This is a genomic window from Leptolyngbya sp. Cla-17, from assembly GCF_016807185.1.
Taxonomy (GTDB): domain Bacteria; phylum Cyanobacteriota; class Cyanobacteriia; order Leptolyngbyales; family Leptolyngbyaceae; genus ULC077BIN1.
In genome coordinates this window covers 999,048-1,023,939 of the sequence record NZ_JAEVYN010000001.1, presented here as the reverse complement: position 1 = coordinate 1,023,939, position 24,892 = coordinate 999,048, and the positions used below count along the sequence as shown (strand labels likewise).

At 46.3% G+C, this 24,892-nt stretch carries 21 protein-coding genes; 7 read left to right on the top strand and 14 right to left on the bottom strand.

Features of this window, described 5'->3' with window-relative positions; all coding sequences use genetic code 11:
• Window positions 1-42 precede the first annotated feature (42 nt).
• Together JOY44_RS04650 and JOY44_RS04645 are read left to right on the top strand one after the other, a co-directional pair.
• Window positions 43-1,233, top strand: coding sequence for a sigma-70 family RNA polymerase sigma factor (locus tag JOY44_RS04650; RefSeq protein WP_171572540.1), 1,191 nt, complete (start codon window positions 43-45; stop codon window positions 1,231-1,233).
• A gap of 15 nt (window positions 1,234-1,248) precedes the next feature.
• A complete protein-coding gene (locus tag JOY44_RS04645) occupies window positions 1,249-2,427 on the top strand; it encodes a DUF1822 family protein (RefSeq protein WP_197984954.1) in 1,179 nt (392 codons plus the stop codon).
• A gap of 61 nt (window positions 2,428-2,488) precedes the next feature.
• Here JOY44_RS04645 and JOY44_RS04640 read toward each other — a convergent pair whose 3' ends face one another.
• Entirely contained in the window at window positions 2,489-3,667 is a 1,179-nt protein-coding gene (locus JOY44_RS04640; RefSeq protein ID WP_171572539.1) for a glycosyltransferase, read from the bottom strand.
• A gap of 512 nt (window positions 3,668-4,179) precedes the next feature.
• Between JOY44_RS04640 and ahcY the strand changes: the two genes are divergently transcribed.
• Complete coding sequence (gene ahcY / locus JOY44_RS04635; protein ID WP_171572538.1) at window positions 4,180-5,466, top strand: adenosylhomocysteinase; 1,287 nt, start codon at window positions 4,180-4,182, stop codon at window positions 5,464-5,466.
• Between the two features lie 607 nt (window positions 5,467-6,073).
• Here ahcY and JOY44_RS04630 read toward each other — a convergent pair.
• Window positions 6,074-6,622 (bottom strand): hypothetical protein, encoded by a 549-nt coding sequence (locus tag JOY44_RS04630; protein WP_171572537.1) that lies wholly within the window; start codon window positions 6,620-6,622, stop codon window positions 6,074-6,076.
• A gap of 263 nt (window positions 6,623-6,885) precedes the next feature.
• On the opposite strand from JOY44_RS04630, the gene JOY44_RS04625 reads away from it, so the two are divergent.
• A protein-coding gene (locus JOY44_RS04625) for an IS1 family transposase (protein WP_171572536.1) occupies window positions 6,886-7,715 on the top strand; the annotation gives its coding sequence in 2 pieces (ribosomal slippage) (window positions 6,886-7,227 and window positions 7,230-7,715; 828 coding nt in all).
• A 108-nt stretch (window positions 7,716-7,823) separates the two neighbouring features.
• Window positions 7,824-8,207 carry a DUF4346 domain-containing protein gene (locus JOY44_RS04620; RefSeq protein WP_171572535.1) on the top strand — a complete coding sequence of 128 codons (384 nt, stop codon included), beginning with the start codon at window positions 7,824-7,826 and terminating at the stop codon, window positions 8,205-8,207.
• Between the two features lie 31 nt (window positions 8,208-8,238).
• Here JOY44_RS04620 and JOY44_RS04615 read toward each other — a convergent pair whose 3' ends face one another.
• The 7 genes from JOY44_RS04615 to JOY44_RS04585 form a co-directional block, all read right to left on the bottom strand.
• On the bottom strand, window positions 8,239-9,363 hold the full coding sequence (locus JOY44_RS04615; RefSeq protein WP_171572534.1) for a glycosyltransferase family 2 protein: 1,125 nt from the start codon (window positions 9,361-9,363) through the stop codon (window positions 8,239-8,241).
• A 199-nt stretch (window positions 9,364-9,562) separates the two neighbouring features.
• Window positions 9,563-10,615, bottom strand: coding sequence for a glycosyltransferase (locus tag JOY44_RS04610; protein WP_171572533.1), 1,053 nt, complete (start codon window positions 10,613-10,615; stop codon window positions 9,563-9,565).
• A gap of 70 nt (window positions 10,616-10,685) precedes the next feature.
• Complete coding sequence (gene rfbB, locus JOY44_RS04605; RefSeq protein WP_171572532.1) at window positions 10,686-11,780, bottom strand: dTDP-glucose 4,6-dehydratase; 1,095 nt, start codon at window positions 11,778-11,780, stop codon at window positions 10,686-10,688.
• A gap of 222 nt (window positions 11,781-12,002) precedes the next feature.
• Window positions 12,003-13,037, bottom strand: a complete 1,035-nt coding sequence (locus JOY44_RS04600) for a glycosyltransferase family 4 protein (protein WP_171572531.1) — start codon at window positions 13,035-13,037, stop codon at window positions 12,003-12,005.
• A gap of 361 nt (window positions 13,038-13,398) precedes the next feature.
• Complete coding sequence (locus JOY44_RS04595; RefSeq protein ID WP_171572530.1) at window positions 13,399-14,472, bottom strand: glucose-1-phosphate thymidylyltransferase; 1,074 nt, start codon at window positions 14,470-14,472, stop codon at window positions 13,399-13,401.
• A gap of 51 nt (window positions 14,473-14,523) precedes the next feature.
• Window positions 14,524-15,069 carry a dTDP-4-dehydrorhamnose 3,5-epimerase gene (rfbC, locus tag JOY44_RS04590; protein ID WP_171572529.1) on the bottom strand — a complete coding sequence of 182 codons (546 nt, stop codon included), beginning with the start codon at window positions 15,067-15,069 and terminating at the stop codon, window positions 14,524-14,526.
• A gap of 577 nt (window positions 15,070-15,646) precedes the next feature.
• Window positions 15,647-16,756, bottom strand: a complete 1,110-nt coding sequence (locus tag JOY44_RS04585) for a D-alanine--D-alanine ligase family protein (RefSeq protein WP_171572528.1) — start codon at window positions 16,754-16,756, stop codon at window positions 15,647-15,649.
• 356 nt (window positions 16,757-17,112) lie between these two features.
• Between JOY44_RS04585 and JOY44_RS04580 the strand changes: the two genes are divergently transcribed.
• On the top strand, window positions 17,113-17,562 hold the full coding sequence (locus JOY44_RS04580) for a tetratricopeptide repeat protein (RefSeq protein WP_171572527.1): 450 nt from the start codon (window positions 17,113-17,115) through the stop codon (window positions 17,560-17,562).
• A 3-nt stretch (window positions 17,563-17,565) separates the two neighbouring features.
• On the opposite strand, the gene argF is transcribed toward JOY44_RS04580, so the two are convergent.
• The 3 genes from argF to JOY44_RS04565 all read right to left on the bottom strand — a co-directional run bounded on the left by argF (window position 17,566) and on the right by JOY44_RS04565 (window position 21,715).
• The gene (gene argF / locus JOY44_RS04575) at window positions 17,566-18,492 is read right to left on the bottom strand and encodes an ornithine carbamoyltransferase (RefSeq protein ID WP_171572526.1); all 927 of its coding nucleotides are present in this window, start codon (window positions 18,490-18,492) and stop codon (window positions 17,566-17,568) included.
• 333 nt (window positions 18,493-18,825) lie between these two features.
• Window positions 18,826-21,135 (bottom strand): 1,4-alpha-glucan branching enzyme, encoded by a 2,310-nt coding sequence (glgB, locus tag JOY44_RS04570; protein ID WP_171572525.1) that lies wholly within the window; start codon window positions 21,133-21,135, stop codon window positions 18,826-18,828.
• A 280-nt stretch (window positions 21,136-21,415) separates the two neighbouring features.
• Entirely contained in the window at window positions 21,416-21,715 is a 300-nt protein-coding gene (locus JOY44_RS04565) for a 30S ribosomal protein PSRP-3 (protein WP_171572524.1), read from the bottom strand.
• Window positions 21,716-21,885: 170 nt separating this feature from the next.
• On the opposite strand from JOY44_RS04565, the gene JOY44_RS04560 reads away from it, so the two are divergent.
• Entirely contained in the window at window positions 21,886-22,758 is an 873-nt protein-coding gene (locus JOY44_RS04560; RefSeq protein WP_171572523.1) for a TIGR01548 family HAD-type hydrolase, read from the top strand.
• Between the two features lie 3 nt (window positions 22,759-22,761).
• Here the strand turns inward: JOY44_RS04560 and JOY44_RS04555 are convergent, their stop codons facing one another.
• Window positions 22,762-23,613: a tetratricopeptide repeat protein gene (locus tag JOY44_RS04555; protein WP_171572522.1), complete on the bottom strand. Its 852-nt coding sequence runs from the start codon at window positions 23,611-23,613 to the stop codon at window positions 22,762-22,764.
• A gap of 85 nt (window positions 23,614-23,698) precedes the next feature.
• Entirely contained in the window at window positions 23,699-24,856 is a 1,158-nt protein-coding gene (gene ruvB, locus JOY44_RS04550; RefSeq protein ID WP_171572521.1) for a Holliday junction branch migration DNA helicase RuvB, read from the bottom strand.
• Window positions 24,857-24,892: the final 36 nt, after the last annotated feature.

Genomic DNA, 24,892 nt, shown 5'->3' with positions numbered 1-24,892 from the left:
AGCTTTGATGGATAGCTGAAACATACCTGATTAAGACGACTCATGCGTTCTCGCCAGACCCTAGTTGACCTTTTCTCAACATTTGTTCAATTTGAAGCAGATGCCTTCAGAGGTTGGATCAGCGACCCAAAATTGCGACGCAGCATGGAGCAGTTAATAAAATCGGCAACGGAGGACACCTCAGAACGATTCTGGGTGTTGTACTGGCATAAATCATGGCATACTCAGCCGACCCATTTGGCGACCAATCACATTACGGCATACTTGCAAGAAACCTGTTATTGGGTAGCCCGCAAAATGACGCTGAATCTAGCGAGTCGTCAATCTACCGCAGATTTGTTTCAAACAGCGATCGCCCGTATCAGTCATGTGCTGAAGGGTTTTAATCCTCAATTTAGTTCCAATTTAAAAAGCTATGCCGAATTTGCCTTTAGCAACGTAATCAAAGACACGCTGCGTCAGCAACAAGAGGCAGATATTTGCACCGATTGGGCGCTACTGCAAAAGGTAAGCCAAAAACGGCTGGTAGACTCTCTGACACATGCTGGAATTGATGCTCAAACGATTGCGGCTTATGGGCTAGCGTGGAAGTGCTTTAAGGAAAAATATGCTCCCAATGACCGTGGCACCGCTCGTAAATTGGTCAAACCTGATGGGGCAACCTGGCAAGCGATCGCTCAGCTTTACAACGCCGAGCGCAGCAGCCAACTCAATTCAAAAATAGTAGGTAGCCCCGACCAAGTGGAACAATGGCTGCTAAGTGCTGCCCGTGCAGTGCGAGTTTTCTTGTATCCTGCGCCAATCTCGATCGATGCACCCCTTGCCGGACAGGATAATACTGAACTTGTCGATTTCTTACCCAACACAGCGCAAGAATCGTTACTCGCCACAATGATCGCTCAAGAAGAGGTGAGCGATCGCCAAATGCAGCAGATCCAGTTGAGTCAGGTCATATCAACCGCGATCGCCCAATTAGAAACTCCCATGCAAGAAATTTTGCAGTCCTATTACGGGCAGCAAATGACCCAGCAGGAAACCTCCCAGTTGTTAAACGTGCCGCAATATACGATCTCTCGTCGTCTTGCTAGCCTTAAAAAAACCTTGCTCATAGCCCTGGCACGTTGGAGCCAAGAAACCCTGCATATTTCCATTACATCAGACGTACTCAGTAGTATGAGCGCTGTGCTAGAGGAATGGTTGACGGTTCACTACCAGCCTTCCGACCGTTCTTGACCTCGGAGTGTATCTATGATGTCTTTTGATTCTGCACCATCTACCTATTCAAACCGCCAGGTGCTTCACTTGGAAATTCCGCCAGTGCCAACCACCGCCGCTGCATTCTCTACGCCTGGTTGCCGATGGAGAGCGGATCTTAACCAAATGGTGATCGCTGCTTTTTTGCCTTGGCTACGCGATGAATTCGCTGCTAACGCAAAAGTGTGGATGGAGACCACTCTGCCCAGCATTTGGGAATTTGCAAATGGGACTGCGATAGCTTTGCACCCAGAGTCGGCGATCCGAGAAGTGCGACTGGTGCTGATTCCAGCAGAGACACTTGACACCGACGAATTGCGTGTACCCCAAGAATGGGTAGACCTTCCCTCTTGGGCAGCAGATTACTATGTGGCAGTACAGGTCAACCCCGATGAAAGCTGGATAGAAATTTGGGGTTACGCTAGTCACGAACGACTTAAAACACGCGGGGTGTATGATGCCAGCGATCGCACCTACTCCCTTGCTGAAGAAGATCTGGTTCATGATCTAACAGTGCTTCAGGTGGCCCAAGAGTTATGCCCCACGGAAACTCGCCGAGCCGCGATCGTCCCTATTCCGACAATAGAACTAACGCAGGCAACCAACTTGATCGAGCGGCTTGACAATCCCGACCTCTCTTTTCCACGTCTGGCAATTCCCTTTTTACTCTGGGGCGCATTGCTGGAGCATGGCGGTTGGCGCAAGCGGCTGTATGAGCACCGTCAAGGTCTGGCTGAATCTTGGTCAGTCGCTCACTGGTTACAGGCAGGAGTCTCGAATTTGGCAGCACAAGTTGGCTGGCAGCAAACTACACTTCAGTTCGCCACGGTCCGCGGGATGCGAAGCTTACCTATCACTGGTTTGGTGCGATCGCTCACTATTGCAGGAGCAGCCTATCAACTTCAGATTGCTCCTCTGGGCGATCGTTCCACTCCGGAAACCGCTGTTTGGCAGTTTGAGCTACGGTCTGCTGACCCCAGAGGCACCATACCCGCTGGAATCACACTGCGCTTGCTGACAGAAGATTTACAGCCCTTTGAAAACAATGAAGACATGGCACAAGACGCTGTGGAAAGGCTTTATATCAATGTGGCAATACAAACCGCAGAAGGTTTAGTGTGGGAAATAGAGCCAACTCCAGAGGGATATGATCGCGAAGTGCTGAGATTTTAAGCAATCATTTTTGACTAATGTTACACCCTAGTTCACCAGTTGCGGAGAGTAAGAGGGTCTATCACCCGCGATCGCTCAGTGAGACTACTTGGTGCATATCTCTTAATCCAGTACGTTCCACTTCGACTCCCCTCATCATCGTATCCAATTGACTTCTTTCTGACGGATGCTGTCTATACCGTTGCAACTGTTCAATTTGCTCGACTAGTCGGTCAGGAAGCGGTAGATTTAACACGTTGAATAGATCTCGAAAGCGATACCGCCAATCATGGCGTAGGCGACATTCCACATAGTTGCGCCTAGAAATTTCTTGGATACGAGGCTCATCTTGTAACAACGCTTCAAAAAACGGAATCACTTCATCAGGGTCATCGGGAACATCTATGGCGCTATCTTGCCAATCCATTAACTTTTCAATTCCCTTACCCGAAGGCTTTTTGCCCGCAATTACACAGCCTGCCGCCCAGCCTTCAAACCAACGATATAAGAGCGGCGATCTCCCTCGAAATCGCTGTAGGTAGCTTCCTTCAAAACACAAGCTAATTCTAGATCGGTGTAATAGGCGGTTAAGTAGCGCACGGTGTTCTCCCACGTCATGCACCTCAGCCCCACAAAAGGTGGAGTGCATATAGAGTCGTTGACTCTCTGGTTTGTTGAACTGCTGTAACTGAGCATGAACTTGTTCGTTCGTCCTGCCATAACTCAGAATATCGATTGAGCGGTGAGGTTGATACTCATTTAAGGGAAACGTATCTGTGGCTAACGACAAAAATGATGAATTGATCGAATGAAGCTGACATACTTCAGTTGCCAAGCTAGGGGTAATCACAAACAGATGATCAAGCTTTGGCAGAGCAGGACGATTTAATTGACTCGGATCAAACCCGTCTAATAAATAACCCACCCGCAGATCGAACTGATCCAACAAATGCCCCAACGTAAATATAGACAACAAAAAACGTGGTTTCATCCCTATTACCAGCAAGACATTAGGACCCTCTCCTAAAGTTGGTAACTCATCAGGCGTATACCAACTCTTAAAAAGAGACTGCCGGGTACGAGTAATCATGTCTGGGCGATCAGGTTCCTTAGGCTTAAGCCAAGCAATTCCTTCATTTTGAATTGGGTATAAAAAGTGAACGTTACAAACCGCTGATAGGGCTTCCTCCAAGCTATGGCTTACTGACCAGCCAACATGATTATGGTTTGGATGAAGCTCTGATAGAACAAACAGATTCATAAGACAGTAAATGCGCTAAGTGAGTGAGATTTTCTAATATTGGAACTCATCTATGAAACGTTGAGGATACAAGAAAACACTTAGGAACACACACTTTTGAAGACGCAGTTTATGAAAACGTTAAAGAAAACTAATGTGAAGTTAACTAAATCTGGCGAAAATGAGAAATGCGCTTTATGAAATCATTAAAATAGCGGAAGTCAACTAAATCTATATAAAAAGAGGCTTGGATCGTATAATAACTTTTGCTCTACCTAAGCCAACAGCGTAGGATTAACGGTCTTTGCTAGTAATGTATCCTTGGTAATAGTTCTTTGCGATCGCAGTCTAACTGAAGTTTCCCTTTTAAGCAGTTGTTAACTACAAGCATAAAATTTTGGAATTCCATACCAGCTACACTATAAGCTTAAGGCTGTTTTGTGCAGTGTAAGAGGTTGCTCATAAAACACCTTAGGTCCATAGTCAGTATTCTAAGGTTTTCATCAGTTCACTCGTTTTGAGGAAGTCCATTCATGACCGTTACTCCCATTCGTGCCAAAGAATTAAAACACGAAGTCAAAGATTTATCCCTTGCACCGCTTGGACGGCAACGGATTGAGTGGGCAGGGCGGGAAATGCCTGTCCTCCGCCAAATTCAAGATCGCTTTGCCAAAGAAAGACCTTTAGAAGGGCTTCGTCTAGTAGCCTGCTGCCATGTCACGACTGAAACGGCTCATCTAGCGATCGCAATCAAAAATGCTGGAGCTGACTCTCTGCTGATTGCTAGTAATCCCCTCTCTACGCAGGATGATGTAGCGGCTAGTTTAGTTGCTGATTATGGCATTCCTGTTTTTGCTCAAAAGGGGGAAGACAACGATACCTATCACCGTCATGTTCAAATCGCGCTAGATCACCGTCCCAATATCATCATTGATGATGGTAGCGATGTCGTCGCCACGCTAATTCAGCAGCGCCAACATCAAATTGCTGATCTAATTGGCACTACTGAAGAAACCACCACAGGCATTGTTCGTCTGCGTGCCATGTTTAGAGATGGTGTACTTACGTTCCCTGCGGTCAACGTCAATGATGCAGATACCAAGCACTTCTTTGACAACCGCTATGGCACTGGGCAATCCACATTAGACGGTATCATTCGCGCCACCAACATTTTGCTCGCCGGTAAAACCATTGTGGTATCTGGTTATGGCTGGTGTGGTAAAGGGACTGCTCAACGAGCTAGCGGCATGGGTGCTAATGTGATTGTGACTGAAATCGATTCCGTGAAGGCAATTGAAGCGGTCATGGATGGGTTCCGAGTATTGCCAATGGCGCAAGCGGCTCCTTTAGGCGATATCTTTATCACTGTGACTGGAAACAAGCATGTAATCCGGGCAGAACACTTTGAGGTGATGAAAGACGGCGCGATCGTTTGTAATTCAGGACACTTTGATATCGAGATTGATCTCAAGTCTTTGGGTGCTCAAGCCACCGCTGTTAAGGATGTGCGGAACTTCACCCAAGAATATCGTTTGAAAAATGGTAAGTCAGTCGTTGTGCTGGGTGAAGGGAGATTAATCAACTTGGCGGCAGCAGAAGGTCACCCTAGCGCGGTCATGGATATGAGTTTTGCTAATCAGGCGCTTGCCTGTGAGTACTTGGCTACCAACAAAGGAAAATTGGCACCTGGGCTACATTCCATTCCGGCTGAATTAGACAAAGAGATTGCTCGCCTAAAACTTCAGGCGATGGGAATTCAGATTGACACCCTGACTTCTGAGCAAATTGAATATATCAACTCTTGGACTGCGGGTACTTAACTCTATCTGATAGTTGCAATCAAAAGGGGAGAGGCGATCGCCTCTCCCCTTTTGATTGTTAGATGAAAATTAGTCAGTGTAAGGCTGAGATGTGCAGGGCATTTTCAAGCAACGCTCCAGTACTTCAATTCGATGCGATCGCCAAAAGTACTGAGGATTTAAGCTCACTCTATATCGTGCGTCAAACACTGGTTGAGTCAAAAACTTCCACACAGGAAACCGAATAGAACAGTGCTTTGAATACATAACTAAAACTTTGGGGTTACTAAAGTGGGCAACATCAAAACCAAATAGGAAGCCTAATTAGCGCTCAATTATGCCGATCTAAGGACTGTATTCTCAAGAACGATGCAGATCCGTACGAGAAACTCCAGTTTTAGAAATTGAGTGCTGGGCAATCTGCTATTTATAAAATGACAAACCTAAAAGTAAAAACCCTGGTGAAGATTGCGGATTCTTTGTCCACACTATAGCGGTGGCATCGGTAATTCTATGGAGGACATACAGATCTACTTAATCGTCAAGTCTATTTAAGAGAAAACTGCTCTTTTTCATCGCATTTTGTAGAGTGATGAGCATGTCTTTGGTAGCAGTGCTACGGACACCACTAGGCATAGCGCATTCCAACTGTGGCAGGTGAGATCACCTTAGTTGTTGGTTGCCCATAGGTAATTGATAAATGAATTGGCAAAGTTTTAACACTGTAGCCGCGATCGCTCTGATTTAGTTCCAAAAAGAAACTTTGCCAGGTAGACGGGCGAATAGTCCAAGCATTTGGCATCTCATCCTCGCTATTAGTTGGCAAGATTGCTTGGGGATGATACTCTACTGCGATCGCATCAAACCGCATTTCAGCCTGACACATCGAATTAATTAAACTGCGCCAGTCATAATACTTCTCTTGAGAATGAACAGAATTATGAATATATAACGCTGCCCCAAAAAGCCAGGTCAACTTGCCGCAAATCTCTTCTAGGCGGGGGCGATCGTCCATTAAGACCTGAGCTTCTTCAGGAATTAAAATACTCTCTTTAGCAGGCATCCATAGTTCGAAGGATGTAAATGCATCAATCGGAATTGTTCTTAGCATCAGGCTGGAGGCAAGCCCAAACGGATTTGGAGCAACTGCCAAATCTGGTGGAATAAAAGAATTCATCGTTTGATTCATTAATCTTTTAAGTATTTGTAAAGGGGCTAATTTAGGTTTCCAGGAACGCTCTTCTCCCAACAGAATGCTTCATCACCAAACAATTATGCAATCTGTTGTTCACCCTCACTTGTTAGCACTTTGTTATAGAAAGTTCAAGATACGCTCCGACGATTAAAGAAGCTTAATATCTTCGTAAGCTAAAAAAGGTAGTAAATCAAGATGTAGTGGGTTGGGTAAAGTAGAGGGATAACTACTCCCCAGCAAGACTTATGGAATGCCGTCTGTGCAGTCATCCCAGCACTCATAAACATGGTAGAGCACCCAATGGTAGCCAACGGTATTTCTGTCCGCAATGCAAGCAAACATTCAATGAACGGTTTGACACCTTGTATTATCATCGCCACATCACGCCTGAACAGATTCGGCAGGTGCTACAGGCGCATAGTGAGGGTAGTAGTTTGCGAGGAATTAGCCGAACGAGCTTGCTTGCCTACAACACTGTCGTGAGCATTGTTCGCGCTGCGAGTCAGCAGGCTCAGTTGGTTCACAACGCCGAGGTGCAAGCTGTACAAACCGGGGAAGTAAGTGCGGATGAGTTGTGGTCGTTTGTTTCAAAAAACAGAAGCAATGCCTGCCCCAGGAGCTAGAAGCGGGAGATTGTTGGATTGCAGTGAGCTTGGCAGATTCGAGTGGGCTAATTCTGGCCGCTAGAGTAGGAAAGCACACGGATGAATTGATCGAAGAATTAGTGGTCAGCAGTGAAGGAAAAACCGCTTGTAAACGTTTCAATAGCGATGATTGGGGAGGCTATGTGCGAGTCTTGCCTCCCGAAATTTTGCACCATATTGGCAAAGACAAGACCCAACGCTTGGAGAGAACCAATGGCATTGTTCGACAACAAACCGGACGATGGCATCGCAGACAGAATAAGTTTGGCAAGCTGTGGGAGCAAACGAAGGTAACAGCGCGATTAGTGGTGAGTTATTTCAACTGGATTTGGCAGCATAGCCGATTGAAGACGACCGCAGCGCCACGAGCAGGATTAGCCCACACATCTTGGACGTGGCACGAACTCGTTACCTACCCCACCATTATTTGATGCACTACCCTAAAAAACTTCTAACTCTTTTCTCAAGCTTGCCTCGATGTCGTTTTAGAAACGTCTAAGATAAGAATCAATGACACAGCGACAGAGTTACTAGAAATTATGAATCAGACGCTTGCAGAGGCAACTGCAATTGATCAAGAGCTTTCCAAACGTTTCATTAATCTTGATCCCAGCGGTTATTTTGTGATTCACGTAGATGTGAACGAAAAGTTAATCTGCGCTAGATATTACACAAATTTCATTAATGAGCATGGGCTAGCGTGTGATCCTGAGACAGGTAAGCCAATCCCATGTGATGGCAGCGTTTCACGTCTACCTACCTGCTTGTTCACTGGCAGAACTGCAAAAGAAATTTGCGTCCAAATTTTTGAACAATCAACTATTCGCTCAGTCACACAGCTTGACCATGCTGCTTATCTGGGGCGTGAATTTCAGCGGGCAGAAGCGGCAATGATAATGGGGCGGGACTATATTCAAGATTAATAGGGTGGTTGGGACGTGGATTCACCGATGGCTAAAGGTTTTCGGTGATAGGCTGAGCAACAGCAGTTTGAGCTAGGGTAGGTGGCTTACCTGAGACGATTAGCTCTTGTTGAAAATGTGGATACCAGTGAGTAAGTTCTTCATCAGACAGGTCAAACACGTGAGACGCATATTTGAGGGCAAGCAGCAGTCCGCGAACTTGAGGAAAGCTCCAGCGGCGGCTCAATGCATCTTTGAACACTTCGGCAACAACGCGCCTTGCTGTGAGTTGATAAAAGCGATCGCGATCTCGCTTTAAATCATTAGAATATCGTCGAAGACAAACCGCCTGATTCATTGCTGATAGAACAGACACTACATACCGAGAAAGCCTGCCACTGTTGCTTTGAAAATGATGGAGCTTCGCGTCAGAGGCTTCTAGTAACATGCCCTGCCGTGAAACACGGTAGCTAGCATCCATATCTTCAAGCAGTGCATAGAACAACAACAAAGGTTCAAACTGCTCTTGGGCGATCGCTTCTCGTCGGAAAGTCATCCGGCAGCCATGAAATATCTTGACTGGGCACACATTCAGGTGATTCATAGAACTGGGAATGGTATAACTAGGAAAATGCCCATCGTAGGGGATGCACAAGAAGTCTGAATCCATCAAAAAGAGATGTCTCCAGATAAATCGTTGGAAAGGCGCAATTCCTGGAATCCATTGGTCTCGATAGGAACCGACTGCTTTACGCACATCGTCTACAGTAATGTCTGAAGGCAAAGTTGAAGCTAGGGCACTTTGAACCCCTTTAACAAGCCCTTCAGTATCTGTCTCATAAACGCGCATAATCTCTTCAGCACAGGTTGGATACATCAGCGAATCATCATCAAAAAGGAATGTGATGTCTGCGGTTGCTAGTTCCAGCCCCTGATTACGTTGCAAAGTTAACCCTCGCTGAGAAGCCGCCTGATATGTCCAGCGAATCTCTGGATATTTTGAGGCAATTTCACCTATGACCTGACTGCGAGTGCTTTGCCAATCATCACTGGCATCGATCACAATAATCTCACTAGGCCTCTGGGTTTGCTCTACCGCCAATTGAAGACATTGGGAAAGAATCTTTTCCCGCCGGTAAGTTGCAATTACTAAGCCCCAAGAAAGTGGTTTATTCATCGCTATCAATCAACTCCAAGAGCATAGGAAAGATGGGTTGACTTAGTATTGCCCAATGAATAAAGTTTAGTAACTGTACTTTTGTTAAAATTTGAAGCAAAAAGAGCTAACTCTTGCGAAACAGGTGGGTCTAACTCACTCATCAATCCTGAGTAAGTAGATCATCAGCAGTTTATTCATTGCAGGGGTAAATCTCTATTTATCGCTTGCGACCAGTTACCCTGTTGAATCGCCGTCTTTCTGTTTCCTGCTGAATCATGCGATAGCCAAATTGTAGGGGGCGTCCGGTTAGTTTCCACAGGAGCGATCGCTTTTGCCACTGAGTGTAGCCTGTAGAAATAGAGCCAGCCAGTAAATTACGCCAATTGAGCGAGATTTGATCGGGTGTAAATTCTTGGGAGCGCTTCCAGCCATTTTCAACCATTGCTTGGTAGAGGTCTGGATTGTTGCGTAAGTTTTGCAGAGCGGCAGTCACATCATCAGGATTGTGAACTTCAATGTAATCAAGACTGGACTTTCGCAGGGCTTGATAGGCAGGTTCAGGACCTAATAGGGCAGGGCAACCCGCAAACCAAGCATTAATTAGCTTAGAAGCAGGCTTTGATTCTAAGTATTCTCGGTTTGAATACCGAATTGCCAGCACAACATCTGTTTCAGAAAACTCGCTCCAGTCTGAGAGACTCACCTCATAATCTGGCAAGGTTGTGAAAGTAAATCCCTGTGAGCTTAGCTGGGAGACAAACTCAGAGTTTTTAAATGCTTCGGGCAAGTAGTACCAGCGCCCTTTGAATGCAAGGGTGCTGACTTGAGTGCCACGCTCAGGATTGCGCGATCGCAACTCTGGTTGAACCCAAAACTGCATCAGGTGATCCGTTGAAGTCAAAATATTCAGTGGATTTTGCACAATTCGATGGGCGCAAATTTCGGGGCGCGGTCGATCTTGTTGACACACTACTAGATAGCTACTGTAAGGTAACGATTGCCAAAGACTGCGCTGCATCAACTCTTCTCGCGACACTACACAGATGCAATTAGGAATGAAGTGATCAACTAAATGCACATCTAATCCACGCAGCTTTAACTGTAGATAAGTTTGAACAATCCACGAACTGCTGCCGCCCCACTCAGGACGATAATAATCAGCAAACGGCGGCATTTCAGTAATGGTCTGAAACTGCTCACACAGAGCTGCATCATTGCGTACAAAATAAACCGGATAGGGAAGGGCATCGAAAGTTAAATAGGTATTCATATGAAGACGGCAGGGGCGTTTTGAGAGGTAAAAGTCTCTCAAAACACCGATAGTATTTTAAGCGTGAATTTTAGGCGTAGACTTTGCGGTAGTAGGCTTGATATTCCTCAGAAAGCAGAGGTTTCCACCAATCTTCGTGGGCTAAAAACCATTCCACTGTTAGCCGCAACCCTTGCTGCACAGTGACCGAAGGAGTCCAGCCGAGTTCGGTTTGCAGTTTGGTAGAGTTGATTGCGTAACGGCGATCGTGTCCTGGACGATCTTTGACATAGGTGATTAACTCTTGGGCAGGGCGAACAGGCAATTTGGGGGCTAGTTCATTCATCAAGTCGCAAAGCATGTGAACGAGGTCAATATTTTTCACTTCGTTGTTGCCGCCTACATTATAGGTTTCGCCTACTGTTCCTAAGTGCAGCACAGCATCAATCGCACTGCAATGATCACCCACATACAGCCAATCCCGAATGTTCTGTCCATCCCCATAAACGGGCAAGGGCTTACCCATCAAGATATTGATGCACATTAAGGGGATCAGCTTTTCGGGAAAGTGGTATTGACCGTAGTTGTTGGAACAGTTGGTGATTGTGGTTGGCATTCCATAGGTGTGATGATAAGCCCGAACAAGGTGGTCGCTTCCAGCTTTAGAAGCAGAATAGGGACTGTTGGGAGTGTAGGGAGTGGTTTCAGAAAAGGCTGGATCGGTTGGGCTCAAGCTGCCGTAAACTTCATCGGTGGAAACATGGTGGAATCGATAATCAGTCGGTCGTTCTGCTGATTGACAATGCTGACGAAACGCTTCTAGCAGAGTGAAACTGCCAACCACATTTGTGCGAACGAAGGCATCGGGTCCCAAAATAGAGCGATCAACGTGAGATTCTGCAGCAAAGTGGACAAGAGTATCGATAGCTTCTTCTTGCAGGAGTGCATCGACCAGTGGGCGATCGCAAATATCACCTTTAACAAAACGAAAATTTGGATGATCATCCAACGCCGCTAAGGTTTGACGGTTGCCTGCATAGGTGAGTGCATCTAGTACCACAACGCGATCAACAGGATATTTTTGACACCAATAGTGAACAAAATTAGCTCCAATAAATCCGGCACCACCAGTCACAATCAGTCTACGGGGCTTTCTCAAAGGCTGATTCGATTCAAAAGAAGTCATTGATCTACCTGTTCAAAATTTGCTAATTACTACAAACCAAAATTAAACGTCAACACCATCTCAATCACGCACATGATCTTCAATGTTGACCATCTCAATCACGCACATGATCTTCAATGTTGGCTTCCCCCTGATCAACTTTACTTCGAGTATTACTGCTGTTATAGAATATTCAGGATGCGAATGAGTTCCGTAAAATCCCTTACAATACCGCCTCTAAGATTACTTCTGATTGATTGAATTCCCTACTTCATCCAGTATTTTGCTCAACGCCACCCCAGCCGCTTCATCTGAAAAATGTTGAGCGGCATATTTCATAGCATTCTGCCCTAACCGATTTCGCAGTTCTTTATCATTCCATAACAAATCCAACGTTTGTACTAAATCTTCAACAGATTGAGGCTCCACTAATAATCCTGTTTCTCCATGAATGATGTAATCCTCAATGCCATTACAGCGGGAAGCAATCACTGCTCGCCCCATTCGCATTGCTTCCACAATCGTCACTTGACCTGCTGCGGTCACCCGCTCATTAGGAATTAGTGGCACTACGTTAATGCAAGCTTCTTGGGCTAATTGAAGACAATCGGCTTTGCCAATGCCTAAAGGCGCTTGAGCACAGGTGGGAAGTTCTAGCCCTGCTAAGGCGCGGGGACCAGACGCAATAACTGTTGATAAATTTAGCTTTGCGATCGCGGTAAATAAGGTTGAAAAATCTCGATGAGCCGACCCAATCGCCGCCACAAAAGGCTGCGTAGTGTTCTCTTGATAAGTAATCGGAATTTCTGAGACTTGATAAGGAAAGAATTCAAACCGCTCTTTAGGTATTCCTAGCCACTGGCTATACATATCGCGTTCGCGACGAGTATGAACAACAAAACGGTCAATATCCTGCAAACTAACCTGTGCTAGCCAACGACGCATTCCATTTGGACAGGTGCCCACGTTAAAAAGCCAGGCTACAACCGGAATTCGCCTACCAGAGAGACGTTGTTGAATGCCTACTGCCGAAGCCAACTGCGGAAAAACGGTAACCACCCCTCCCTCAGAGGCTTTAACAGCATCTTTACCGTGCTGCAAATAGATTAGCCATTCTTGATAATCTGTAGCCGACGAAGACCGAGTATGCCAGTTTGCTAAAGGTTTTGTGCGTGGGATAATGCTGAACTGATGGCGATCGCCATCAATATAAGGAATTAACCATTCTCCATCGATCTTCAAATTATGAATAAAAGGCGCTGCAAGAGTCCAATGCATAGGTGAATTCCAGATGAGACGCACCGAATTAACCGCCAATTCTTTAGCGCGAAGTTCAGGAACTCCCTATAAACGATAACTACAGTTGAGCATTCATTAATAGGGAGTCTTAAACCTGAAAACTGGATTTGGCAAAATTAAGTACGCTGTGTCAGCAGATTACTTAATGATTTAAGTTTGCAAGATATATGTAAACAATTAAATCGTCAATCACGGAGCTGGTAGTGGTGTGGGTAGAAGCACCGCTTATGAGCATCCTCGATTTATAGCGGGCATAAGACCCGCCCCTATGAGTCGTTATCGGTCATTCGGTGATTTAAACATTCGTACAAACAAATATTGCTGGGGGCATAGCATAGATCTATGCCAACTCGATCTGTGAGTCATCGCCAATCATAAAGCGTAGAGCTTTAGGACGTTTGGGCGCTACCTTTAATTGGGCGCGCTGTCCAATTACACTATCTACAATCCGTTGGTGAATTCCAACAATGCTGGCACCGCGTAAAATAACGCTGTGTTCCAGATCAGCTTCAATCAAGGTAACTTGGTTATCAACGCTGCTATAAGGACCAATAAAACAGTTTTCCAGGTGACAATCTTCGCCAATAATCACAGGTCCGCGAACCGTACAGTTGATCAGTTTCGACCTGACTCCAATCTGCACCCGTCCAGAAATCTGGCTTGTGGCATCGACTTCACCCAAAATATTTGGCTGCAGACAGGTATCTAAGACGATTTGATTCGCCTCTAAAAGGTCGTCTTTTTTCCCTGTATCAAGCCACCATCCTTCAATTTGGCGGGCTTCAACCTGCTGCTGGTGGTTAATCAAGTTTTGAATTGCATCGGTGATTTCAAGCTCACCTCGAGGAGATGGCTGGATGCGATCAATCGCATCCTGGATCGTTGGCGCAAAGAAGTAAATTCCTACGAGCGCTAAATTTGAAGGAGGAACTTTAGGTTTTTCAACCAGTTTTATCACCCGACCCTGGTCATCGATTTGAGCAACCCCAAAAGATGTGGGATTTGGCACAGGTCGCAGCAGAATTAAGGCATCTATTTGGCTTTCTTTAAATTGAGTGAGGAAACCACCCAATTCATTCTGAATCAGGTTGTCCCCTAGATACATTACAAAGGGAGAGTCGCCTAAAAAGGGGCGGGCAACCTTCACTGCATGGGCAAGACCTGCAGGTTTGTCTTGCAAAATGTAGGTAATATTGGCACCAAAGCGATCGCCATTTCCAGTTTTCGCCTTAACCTCTTCACCGGTTTCAGGGCTAATAATAATTCCAATATCTGTAACCCCTGCTGCAACAATCGATTCAATTCCATACCAAAGAATTGGCTTATTTGCTACCGGAACTAATTGCTTGGCTCCAGTGTAGGTTAAAGGGCGTAGTCGTGTTCCCTTCCCACCACTTAAAATGATTGCTTTCATTAAAAGATTCTCGATACTGGTGAACAGTTGACTTGAAACAGTTGACTTGAACTATGGATACACATCGGCAAGCTTTAGAGGCTTTCCTACTTGATCTTTCGCAGACAAAATTGGCTCTCCATCTAAGGGCCAATTAATTGCCAAATCTGGGTCATTCCAGAGAATAGAACACTCATGCTGAGGAGCGTAGTAATCGGTTGTCTTGTAAAGCACCTCAGCCACCTCAGAGATCACCATAAAGCCATGGGCGAAGCCTGGGGGCACCCAAAGCATCCGCTTATTTTCAGCAGTTAATGTGCAGCTTACCCATTGTCCAAAAGTTGGAGAGTGCTTACGGATGTCAACTACAGCATCAAAAATAGCGCCTACGGTTGCTCGCACTAACTTTCCCTGAGCGTGTTCGATTTGATAATGAAGACCACGCAAAACATTTTGATTGGAGCGAGAGTGATTATCTTGCACAAACGGCTCTGTTATCCCAGCTTTATCAGCAAATGCTTTACAGTTGTAACTTTCCAGAAAAAAACCACGATCATCTTGAAAAACTCGTGGCTCAATTATTAGGACATCAGGGATTTCTGTAGGTAAAACATTCATTTCAACTTCCTTCGCCGATTAACTAACTAAATTTGGAGTGTTCTAGAGACTTTTCATCCAGCATTGAATTTTTGTTCTCCGTTAACTTCTAAACCCTATTAAGGTTTATAGCGCAAAATGAACTGGGCATCATCTTGATCGAAAGTAGCTTTACCAAAAAATGAAGTACGAGAAGTTGAATAAAGCTGTTGTCTCGGCTCATACCTACTTACTGATATTTTGAAGATGTATCCGGACATAAAATTAATACGTAGACATTAACTGAGAGGCAAAAAACTAGAAGGTTTAGATTGATAGCTTCATGCTTGGAAAAAACTTAAGACTGAAAAATCTAAGGATTTCGCGACTGAAATTATTATAAATAAGTAAATGAATTGACTGACCTTTTTCAATTTGCCTTGGCTTTTTCTAACAGAAAAAAGATCTAGTACTAATGCACCGAGAGTTCAAATTACCCTGCTTTAATCAAAGCAAAATTCTGTTATATGACATTTTTACCTGATAGTTTTATCCGTTAGCAGGGGCAGATTTTTTATTTGAACTCATTCTTCATTAGAGTTCCCATTTCCTTGCATAACTAACTTTGTTTAGGTTTAGAGGTAGAAACTTCTGAATTAGAGGGGCTGTGCCGTCCGATCGCAAATTGAATGAGTTGATGGACTAGCTCAGAAAAGGAAACTCCAGCCGCCGCCCACAGTTGGGGATACATGCTGGTCGCCGTAAAACCAGGCAGCGTGTTGACTTCATTAATCAAAATTTCTTGAGTCGATTCAACGTAGAAAAAATCCACTCGCGCCAATCCGGCTCCATCAATTGTGGTAAAAGCGTGAATTGCCATGTCTTGGATTTGTTGAGCGATCGCAGCCGGTAAAGCGGCGGGAATAATTAATTCTGCTTTGCCAACTGTGTATTTGGTTTCGTAGTCATAAAAATCACTTTGATAGGTGATTTCACCCACCGTAGAAGCTTTGGGCTGGTCGTTGCCTAACACCGCGCACTCTACTTCCCGTGCAAACACCCCTGCTTCAACGATGATGCGACGATCATAAGTAGCAGCGCTATCTAAAGCAGCTTCTAGCTGAGAGCGATCGCGGACTTTTGAAATTCCGACGGAAGACCCCAGGTTGGCTGGTTTAATAAAGCAGGGATAGCCAAGGGTCGCTTCAATTTGATCACACAATTGGGTGTAAACGCAGGGATCAGACCAAATTTGCGATCGCGTGACTGCCATATATTGAACTTGTGGTAAACCAGCTTGAGCAAATATTTGCTTCATCGCAATTTTATCCATACCAACGGCAGCACTCAGCACTCCTGATCCTACAAATGGCACTTGCATCAGCGTGAGTAAGCCTTGGACGGTGCCATCTTCACCATTGGGGCCATGTAGTACTGGAAACCAAACATCCACATCACTCACAGCAGGGGGAAACTGCCAGCGCTGGTAAGCCTCTGAGCTATCGGAAGAAGTTTCAAGTTGGCGTACGGTAACGGATTCAAGCACTTTTTGAGCGATCGCAGTCTCACACCACACTCCGTTTTTCTGAATATAGAACGGCAGCAACTCATAGCGGCTTTGGTTTGCATCGCTGCTTAGCGCTTGTGTGATCGCTCTAGCTGAGATGATTGACACATCATGTTCGCCCGAGCAGCCACCAAACAGCAGTCCAACTTTAAGTTTTTGCATAAGGACGCGATCCTAATTCTGGTTTATAGCGCTGGGACTGACTTTCCCTCATGTGGGACTGACTTTCCCTCATGATTGAGGTTTTTTCAGCGCGCTGTTATGTATGGTTACAATCCTAGTGCGAAAGGGGATGATGGCTACTAGAATTGCTCAGCTAATCTAAAAAAAATTAAAGCAGACTTTAATAGGGTGCAAGTTTAAAAATCGTCTGCTTTTAGTCATTGCTTTCCTATCGTTTGCCTACGCTGTAATAGCAAGGCTGCTCCATGGGCAATCTACAATATTGCTCAATTACTTAATGTGGTGCAGTACGGACAACAACTTATTGCAAAGTAGCCTATCAATATGACGCAAGTATGAGATTGCACAAATCAAAAATCACAGCAAAATCAGAGCTTGATACGGCAAATCCGTTGATTCTTCACGGTATGGCGTTTGTTGCAGATGGCTCTTATCAAGAAGGTTTAACTGTTTTGGATCAGGCGATTCATCTCCAGCAAAATAATGGTGCCACTTGGTATCATCGCGGGGATGCGTTGGCAAACTTAGGTCGCTATGATGAAGCTCTAGAAAGCTTCGATCGAAGTCTTGCGATTAATCCTGACAGCTCCGATGGTTGGGTATTTCGTGGCGTTGTGTTGATTCACTTGGAGCGATATTTTGAGGCACTGGAAAGCTACGATCGCGCGATCATGTTGCAAACAAGCAATCGAGAAGCCTGGACTTTTCGAGGAGTTGCTTTGCAGCGTTTAGGGCAGCATAAGAAAGCCTACGCCAGCTATCGAAAAGCTACAAATACTAGATAGGGATTAACTATCTACTCCTAACAGGCTGGCAATTAGCGCTTGTTGGGCATGCATTCGATTTTCTGCCTGATCCCAAACGCGAGATTGAGCACCTTCCATGACATCATCGGTAATTTCCTCTCCACGATGAGCAGGTAAACAATGCAGCACGATCGCAGATGAATCTGCATGGCTCAGCAGTTCGTCATTCACCTGATAAGGCTGAAAGATAGGAATCCGAGAAGTTGCAACATCTTCTTGTCCCATGCTGGCCCACACATCGGTATAGAGCACCTGAGCGCCCTTGACCGCAGCGATTGGATCAGCTGTCGTAGTAATTTCAACGCGATCGCCTGCAATTCTCTTCGCTTGCTGCACAATTACATCTAACGGTTGATATTCGTTTGGAGAACTGATCCGTACATTGATACCCACCAGCGCACAACCCAATAACAAAGAATGCGCCATATTATTGCTGCCGTCACCCACATAAGTAAGTGTCACGCCCGCTAGACCATTAAACGACTCCTGAATGGTCTGTAAATCTGCCAACACTTGACAAGGATGTTCTAAATCACTCAACGCATTAATGATCGGGATTTTGGCATACTGGGCAAAGGTTTCAAGGTCACGCTGATCAAAGGTACGAATTGCCAGAACATCAAGGTAGCGATCGAGAACCCGTGCAGTATCAGCCAGTGGTTCGCCTCGGCTAACTTGAGTCACACTGGGGTTCAAATCTAGCGCTTGTCCTCCTAAGCGAGTCATTGCCGCAATAAAGCTGACGCGAGTGCGGGTTGATGCCTTATAGAACAGCAATCCCAAAAGCTTTTGACATTGTGGGTAAGTTGCGCCAGCCTTGAGTTGAGCAGCAAGGTGCAACAAATCTTGTAGCTCCTCCGCTGTCAAATCCGCCATGCTGAGTAAATCCCGCCCTTTCAGTGCCCCCATTCTGATTCATCCATAATCACTGTGTAAAACCCTATCAAATTCAAGTAGCTAAGCCTAGCGCGTGTCATCAAACAAAGACCCTAAAATCAAATTGCCCAAGCGAGATGGGTAAATCCAGGAAGGGCAACAGGTCGATTGGGATTGCTGAAGTTGCGGTAAGTCTGCCCTGATATTAACTCGCAGCCTTTGATAGTTAGTCACTAGCCTGTCAACTTCAATTTGAGGGGCAAAAAGGTATAAGAGCGCAGACATAGAAGCAGATGCAGCTGGGCTCCTTAACTTTTACTTCTCAGATTCTTGACTGCTTGCTATCAATTATTGTTCGAGTCACCACTAGGACTCTGCACCTGCCGCTTGCAAAGCGGCCTGAGTCTTCTCCTTATCCAGCTTTAGCACTAGCACTCCTAAAGGGGGCAAGCAGAGATCAATCGAATAAGGACGATTTTGGTATGCCCATTCCTCAGTCCATTTGCCGCCTAAATTACCCATATTGCTGCCGCCAAATTCCCGGACATCACTGTTAAAGATTTCCTTATAGAAGCCTAGGAAGGGCACACCAACTCGATAGTGGGAATGGGGCTGAGGGGTGAAGTTACAGACCACGATCGCAAACTCTTCGTGATTTTTTGACCAGCGAATAAATGACACCACACTATGGCGGTTATCGCTGCAATCAATCCATTCAAAGCCGCCTTGCCCGCCAAAATCCCACGAGTAGAGCGCAGGTTCACTACGATACAACTGATGAAGTGCGATAAAAAAGCGCTTCAACTGTTGATGAGACTCATGCTGAAGCAAATGCCATTCCAAATCTGCCCAAACATTCCACTCGTTCCACTGTCCCAACTCCATGCTCATGAAAATGGTCTTTTTACCTGGATGGGTAAACATGTAAGTAAACAAACAGCGAACATTTGCTTGTTTCTGCCACTCATCACCCGGCATTTTGCCAACAATGGAACTCTTGCCATGCACAATTTCATCATGAGAAAGAGCCAGCATGAAGTTTTCACTGTGGTGATACATCATGCTGAAAGTGAGGTTATTTTGGTGAAACTGCCGGAACCAAGGGTCCATGTGGAAGTAATCCAGCATGTCGTGCATCCAGCCCATGTTCCACTTCAGGTTGAAACCCAATCCCCCCACGTAGGTAGGCCAAGACACCATCGGCCAATCGGTTGATTCCTCAGCAATAGAAAGCACACCAGGGAAGTAGCTGAAAATAACATGATTAGTTTGGCGTAGAAAATCTGCGGCTTCGATGTTTTCACGCCCGCCATATTGATTGGCAATCCATTCTCCATCAGGACGCAGGTAATCGAGATACAGCATCGACGCTACTGCATCGACTCGAATGCCATCGATATGATATTTGTCAAACCAGAAGAGGGCATTGGCAACGAGGAAGTTGCGGACTTCGTTACGTCCGTAGTTAAAGACCAGTGTGCCCCATTCTTTATGCTCTCCATTCCGTGGATCGCCGTGCTCATAGAGGTGGGTGCCATCAAAAAATGCCAGCCCATGACCATCCTTAGGAAAGTGACCCGGAACCCAATCGACTAATACTCCAATGCCGTGTTTATGGCACTCATCTACAAAGTACATGAAGTCTTGGGGGGAGCCAAAGCGAGAGGTGGGTGCATAGTAACCGGTAACTTGATATCCCCAAGAGCCGTCAAATGGATGTTCAGCGACCGGCAACAGTTCTAAGTGAGTAAAGCCCAGTTCCTTCACGTAAGGAATCAGCTTAGCTGCTAATTCGCGATAGGTAAGAAAGCGAGTATCAGGTTTCAACTCAGAAACCACGACAACGGGTTCTGTTTCACCGTTAGGGAGGCGTGCAGGCTCAGAAGTCGCGGCGTGCATCCAAGAACCCAAATGGACTTCATAAACGGAGATAGGTTTAGTAAGCGGATCAACATGGCGGCGTTCTTCCATCCACTCACTATCGTTCCATGTGTAGGTAGTGAGATCCGCGACAATGGATGCAGTTTTGGGTCGAGGCTCTTGATAGAAGCCATAGGGATCAGATTTTTCGTAAATGTGACCTTCCCAATTTTTAACTTCGTACTTATAGTGAGCACCAACACCCGCACCGGGAATAAAGAGTTCCCACACGCCGTTTGTGCGTTTACTCATTTGGTGTTGTCGTCCATCCCACTGATTAAAATCACCCAAAACGGAAACGTTGCGAGCGCTCGGTGCCCAAACTGCAAAATACACGCCTTTTACGTCGTTGAGTTCCGCTGGGTGGGCACCGAGTTTTTCATAAATTCGGTGGTGGTTGCCTTCACCAAACAGGTGAATATCAAGATCGGTTAACCAAGGCGATTGAAAGGCATAAGGGTCGTAGGAAACTCGTTCATGCTCCCCTTCTTTAATGCGAAGTTGATAATTTGGCAGGTTAGCAGTAGTTAGGGTAGCTTCAAAAAAATGGGGATGGTGCGTTGATTGCATTTGCAGTTCTTCCCGCTGTTCTGGAAAAACAATCCATACGGCATCTGCTTTCGGTTGGTAAACTCGCACGACCCAAACGATTTTTCCATCTTGCTCAGCTTGATGGGGTCCCAACACCTCAAACGGATCATGATGTTGATTCCAAACGATCCGTTCAACTTGATCTGGGCTAATCGTTGCTGTCATGAAGCTACCTACCTAAATCCTATAAATCTAATCAGCTAAAAATGTAAAGATACTATCGATAACTGTAGTAAACCGTAGCAAATCATGGGCAAACTCTCAAACAAATAATTTTGCCGCGATCGCACCCAGCACTTTAGAAATGCAGCATCTGTAAACTCTTTAAATTAAAAGCGCCCTAACTACCGTTTGGCTTGTTAGGGCGATAAGTGACTATATGCTACACCATTCACCATAGAATCACGGAATGATTCTGAGGCAATAAATAATTTACGACGCAGCCTTAAGCGCTTCCTGTAAACGCAATGTCAGGAAACTTCGCCTGAGCTTCTGCCATGGGACGTTTTTTGCCTTCCTCTTGCCAATAGTTAATCACTTCTGTCGCTTGATTGAGCAAATCCACTCGATCTACCTCAGAGATCCAGTGTTTTGCTTCCATCTCAGTCTTTAACTGCTCCCAAGCATCATTGCGGGGCCAAAAAAAGTAAGATGTCAGCGGGCTTGCGCCCTTGCCCACCACTTGATCTACTGCTAATGCAACGTTCTCATCTAACCAAAGAACTTTTAATATAAATTGTGCCAACCCAAAAACCTCCAGCGCCAACCCAAATGGTCGATAATCTACAGCCTTCTATAGTACCTCACTGCTTTTAATCATGCACGACCTTGAGCAAATGACGAATTGCAATGTTCGTGGCTGGCAGTTCGCGGCTGGCAAACTGCAAACTTAAAGAAATTATTGGAAAGGAGTGTATGACGATTCAATCGGTTAACCAACTATTGGCGCTGGTGATATTTGATATTGACGGGGTGATTCGAGATGTGGGTGGCTCGTATCGGCGGGCGTTGGCGGACACGGTGGAGCATTTGACCGCTGGAAATTATCGTCCCTCTCAGGAAGATATTGATGGGCTGAAGGCGGAGGGGGTTTGGAATAATGATTGGGAAGCCTCTCAAGAGTTGGTGTTTCGATATTTTGAGGCGCAGGGTGGGGAATGGTTGCCAACGATCGCCCAGATGCACGCCCAGATGCAGGACAGGATTTGGGGGGATGAATGGGGGCGCGGCGGGGTAGCGATCGCCTATGACGAGTTGGTGGCGTTTTTTCAGTCGCGCTACCGGGGCACCGATCCTGATCGGTTCACGGGCTACATTTGCCAGGAGCCGCTGTTGGTTGAACGTGAGTATTTTGACCAATTAACCGCTGCACAGATTGGTTGGGGATTTTTTAGCGGGGCAACTCGCCAATCTGCTAGCTATGTATTGGAGAGGCGCTTGGGACTTCAGGCTCCGGTGTTGGTGGCAATGGAAGATGCCCCTGGAAAGCCTAATCCAACGGGGTTATTTGCAGCAGTTTCCCAATTAGAAGCAGTGGATTCTAAAAGTCCGGTACTATACGTGGGCGATACGGTGGCAGATATGTACACGGTGGTAAATGCGCGTCAGCAACAAGGCGATCGCCATTGGATTGCGGTAGGTATCTTGCCCCCCCATGTGCAAGAGACAGAATCATCAAGCCAGCAATATTCCACTACTTTGAAACAAGCAGGCGCAGATGCCGTTTTGTCGAATGTGCAAGAGTTAACTCCAGACGCGATCGCTCAATTAGTGCAGTCTAGAAAATGATTACTAGCTAGACTTTAGCGTTAAAAATTTCTCCATGGCAGCAATCATTTGGGGAGGCCAGCGACGGGTTTGTGTCAGCCATTCAATGTTTTTGTAGCGAGAATCGATACCCACGGCGGCAACCCATTCGCTTTCTGCTTCGCCTAGCTTGCCCTGTGCCCATAATGCAGCGGTCAAAGCGGCACGCATGTCGGCAAACTTAGGATATTTCCGTACCAGGTTTCGCATCATGCGAATTGCTTCGTCGGTTTGCTCGGTTTGGTAGAGAGCGAGGGCATAGTTGGCACGGGCAAAGGCGTACTCTGGAGCCAAATCGCAGGCGTGCTTAAAGTCAGCGATCGCGGCTTGCCACTGTCCCAATCCGGCTTCAGCATTGCCGCGATTGTTAAACGCCAGTGGATCTTTGGGGTCTAATTCCAAAACGTGATTATAATCCGCGATCGCCTGATCCCACTTGCCTACGCCTTCTAGCGCTGCCCCGCGATTTAGATAAGGATCGGGCGCGTTGGGTGCTAGCTCAATCGATTTATTGTAGTCAGCGATCGCGCCTTCCAGTTTGTTTTGGCTCACCCGCGCATTTCCTCGATTGCTCCAGACAGCCGGATTTTGGGGAAATCGATCCAACATCTGCGTCCAATACGTCTCCGCTGTCCCAAAATCTCCTTGATTTGTGGCATCCAGCGCTTTTTGGTACAGTGCATCCAAATCTTGCATTAAATCCACCACCGAAGGCTCCACTATTTTGGATTGTGCGGGTGGGGTGGGAGAGATCTGTGCAGCAGCTACAGGAGGCACTAACCAGGTAATCATCGTGACAACAAATAAGCTGAGAACCGTGGCGAGAAGGCGAATCATAGGTTAAGGATGGGGTACAGAACGTGGAGTGGGAGTAAGAAGTTATGAGTTTTGAGTTTCTGACCCCTCGCCTCTAACCCCTAGTTTAGAGCATTGAAAGCTGGGCATCAGGGGGCGTGTAGCCAAGATGTTTCCAGGCGGCGGCGGTGGCGATGCGTCCGCGTGAGGTGCGGTTGAGGTAGCCAATTTGCAATAAATAAGGCTCATACACTTCTTCGATGGTTTGGGCATCTTCTCCGGTAGCCGCCGCTATGGTTTCTAAACCGACAGGACCACCATTGAAGTTTTCGATCATCACGGTCAGCAGGCGGCGATCAGTCCAATCTAAGCCGAGCGGGTCGATGTTGTAACGTTCTAAGGCTTCGGCGGCGATCGCTTCTGTCAGGTTTCCCAGGTCTTTCACCTGCACATAGTCCCGCACTCGTTTGAGCAAGCGATTAGCAATTCGAGGAGTGCCGCGCGATCGCCGCGCAATTTCAGTTGCGCCTTCATCAGTCACGGGCATCTTCAAAATGCCAGCCGTTCGCAGTACGATTTGCAGCAACTCATCAATTTCGTAAAAGCGTAGCCGTTGGATTAACCCGAAGCGATCGCGCAGAGGTGAGGTGAGCGCTCCAACGCGGGTGGTGGCTCCAACGAGCGTGAAACGTTTGAGTGGCAGCGATCGTGTGCGGGCACTAGACCCCTTACCCAACGTTACATCTAGCCGAAAATCTTCCATCGCCGCATACAGAATCTCTTCAGTCACTTTGGGCAATCGATGGATTTCGTCGATGAACAACACGTCTCCTGGTTGCAACCCCAACAGCAATCCTGCAATGTCTCTCGGACGCTCTAATGCAGGAGCCGTCGTCATCTTGCAGCCAACGCCCATTTCTTCCGCCAAAATGAGGGAGAGAGTAGTTTTTCCCAAACCAGGCGGTCCATACAGCAGCAAGTGATCCAGGGTTTCCTTACGGACTTTGGCAGCCTGGATGGCAATATCCAGCACTTCCTTTAAATCTTTTTGCCCAATGTATTCTGCCAAGCGACGAGGGCGCAGACGTTCTTCCTGCTGGCTGCGTTCCTCCGGTTTTGCCTCTGGTTCTAGCAGAGGCTCTTTGGCATTGCTTGAGTGCGGCGACTTGCCGTTTGATGAAGTGCGCTTAGCAGAAGGTTCTTTTGGCATTCCATCGGAAAACAGCCCCGGTTGCAACGAATCGCCGGGTTCGAGAGGCTGTGGTTTAGATGAAATGATTGCCATATTTTTGAGGAGCTTGCTAATCGCTAAGCGCTTAAC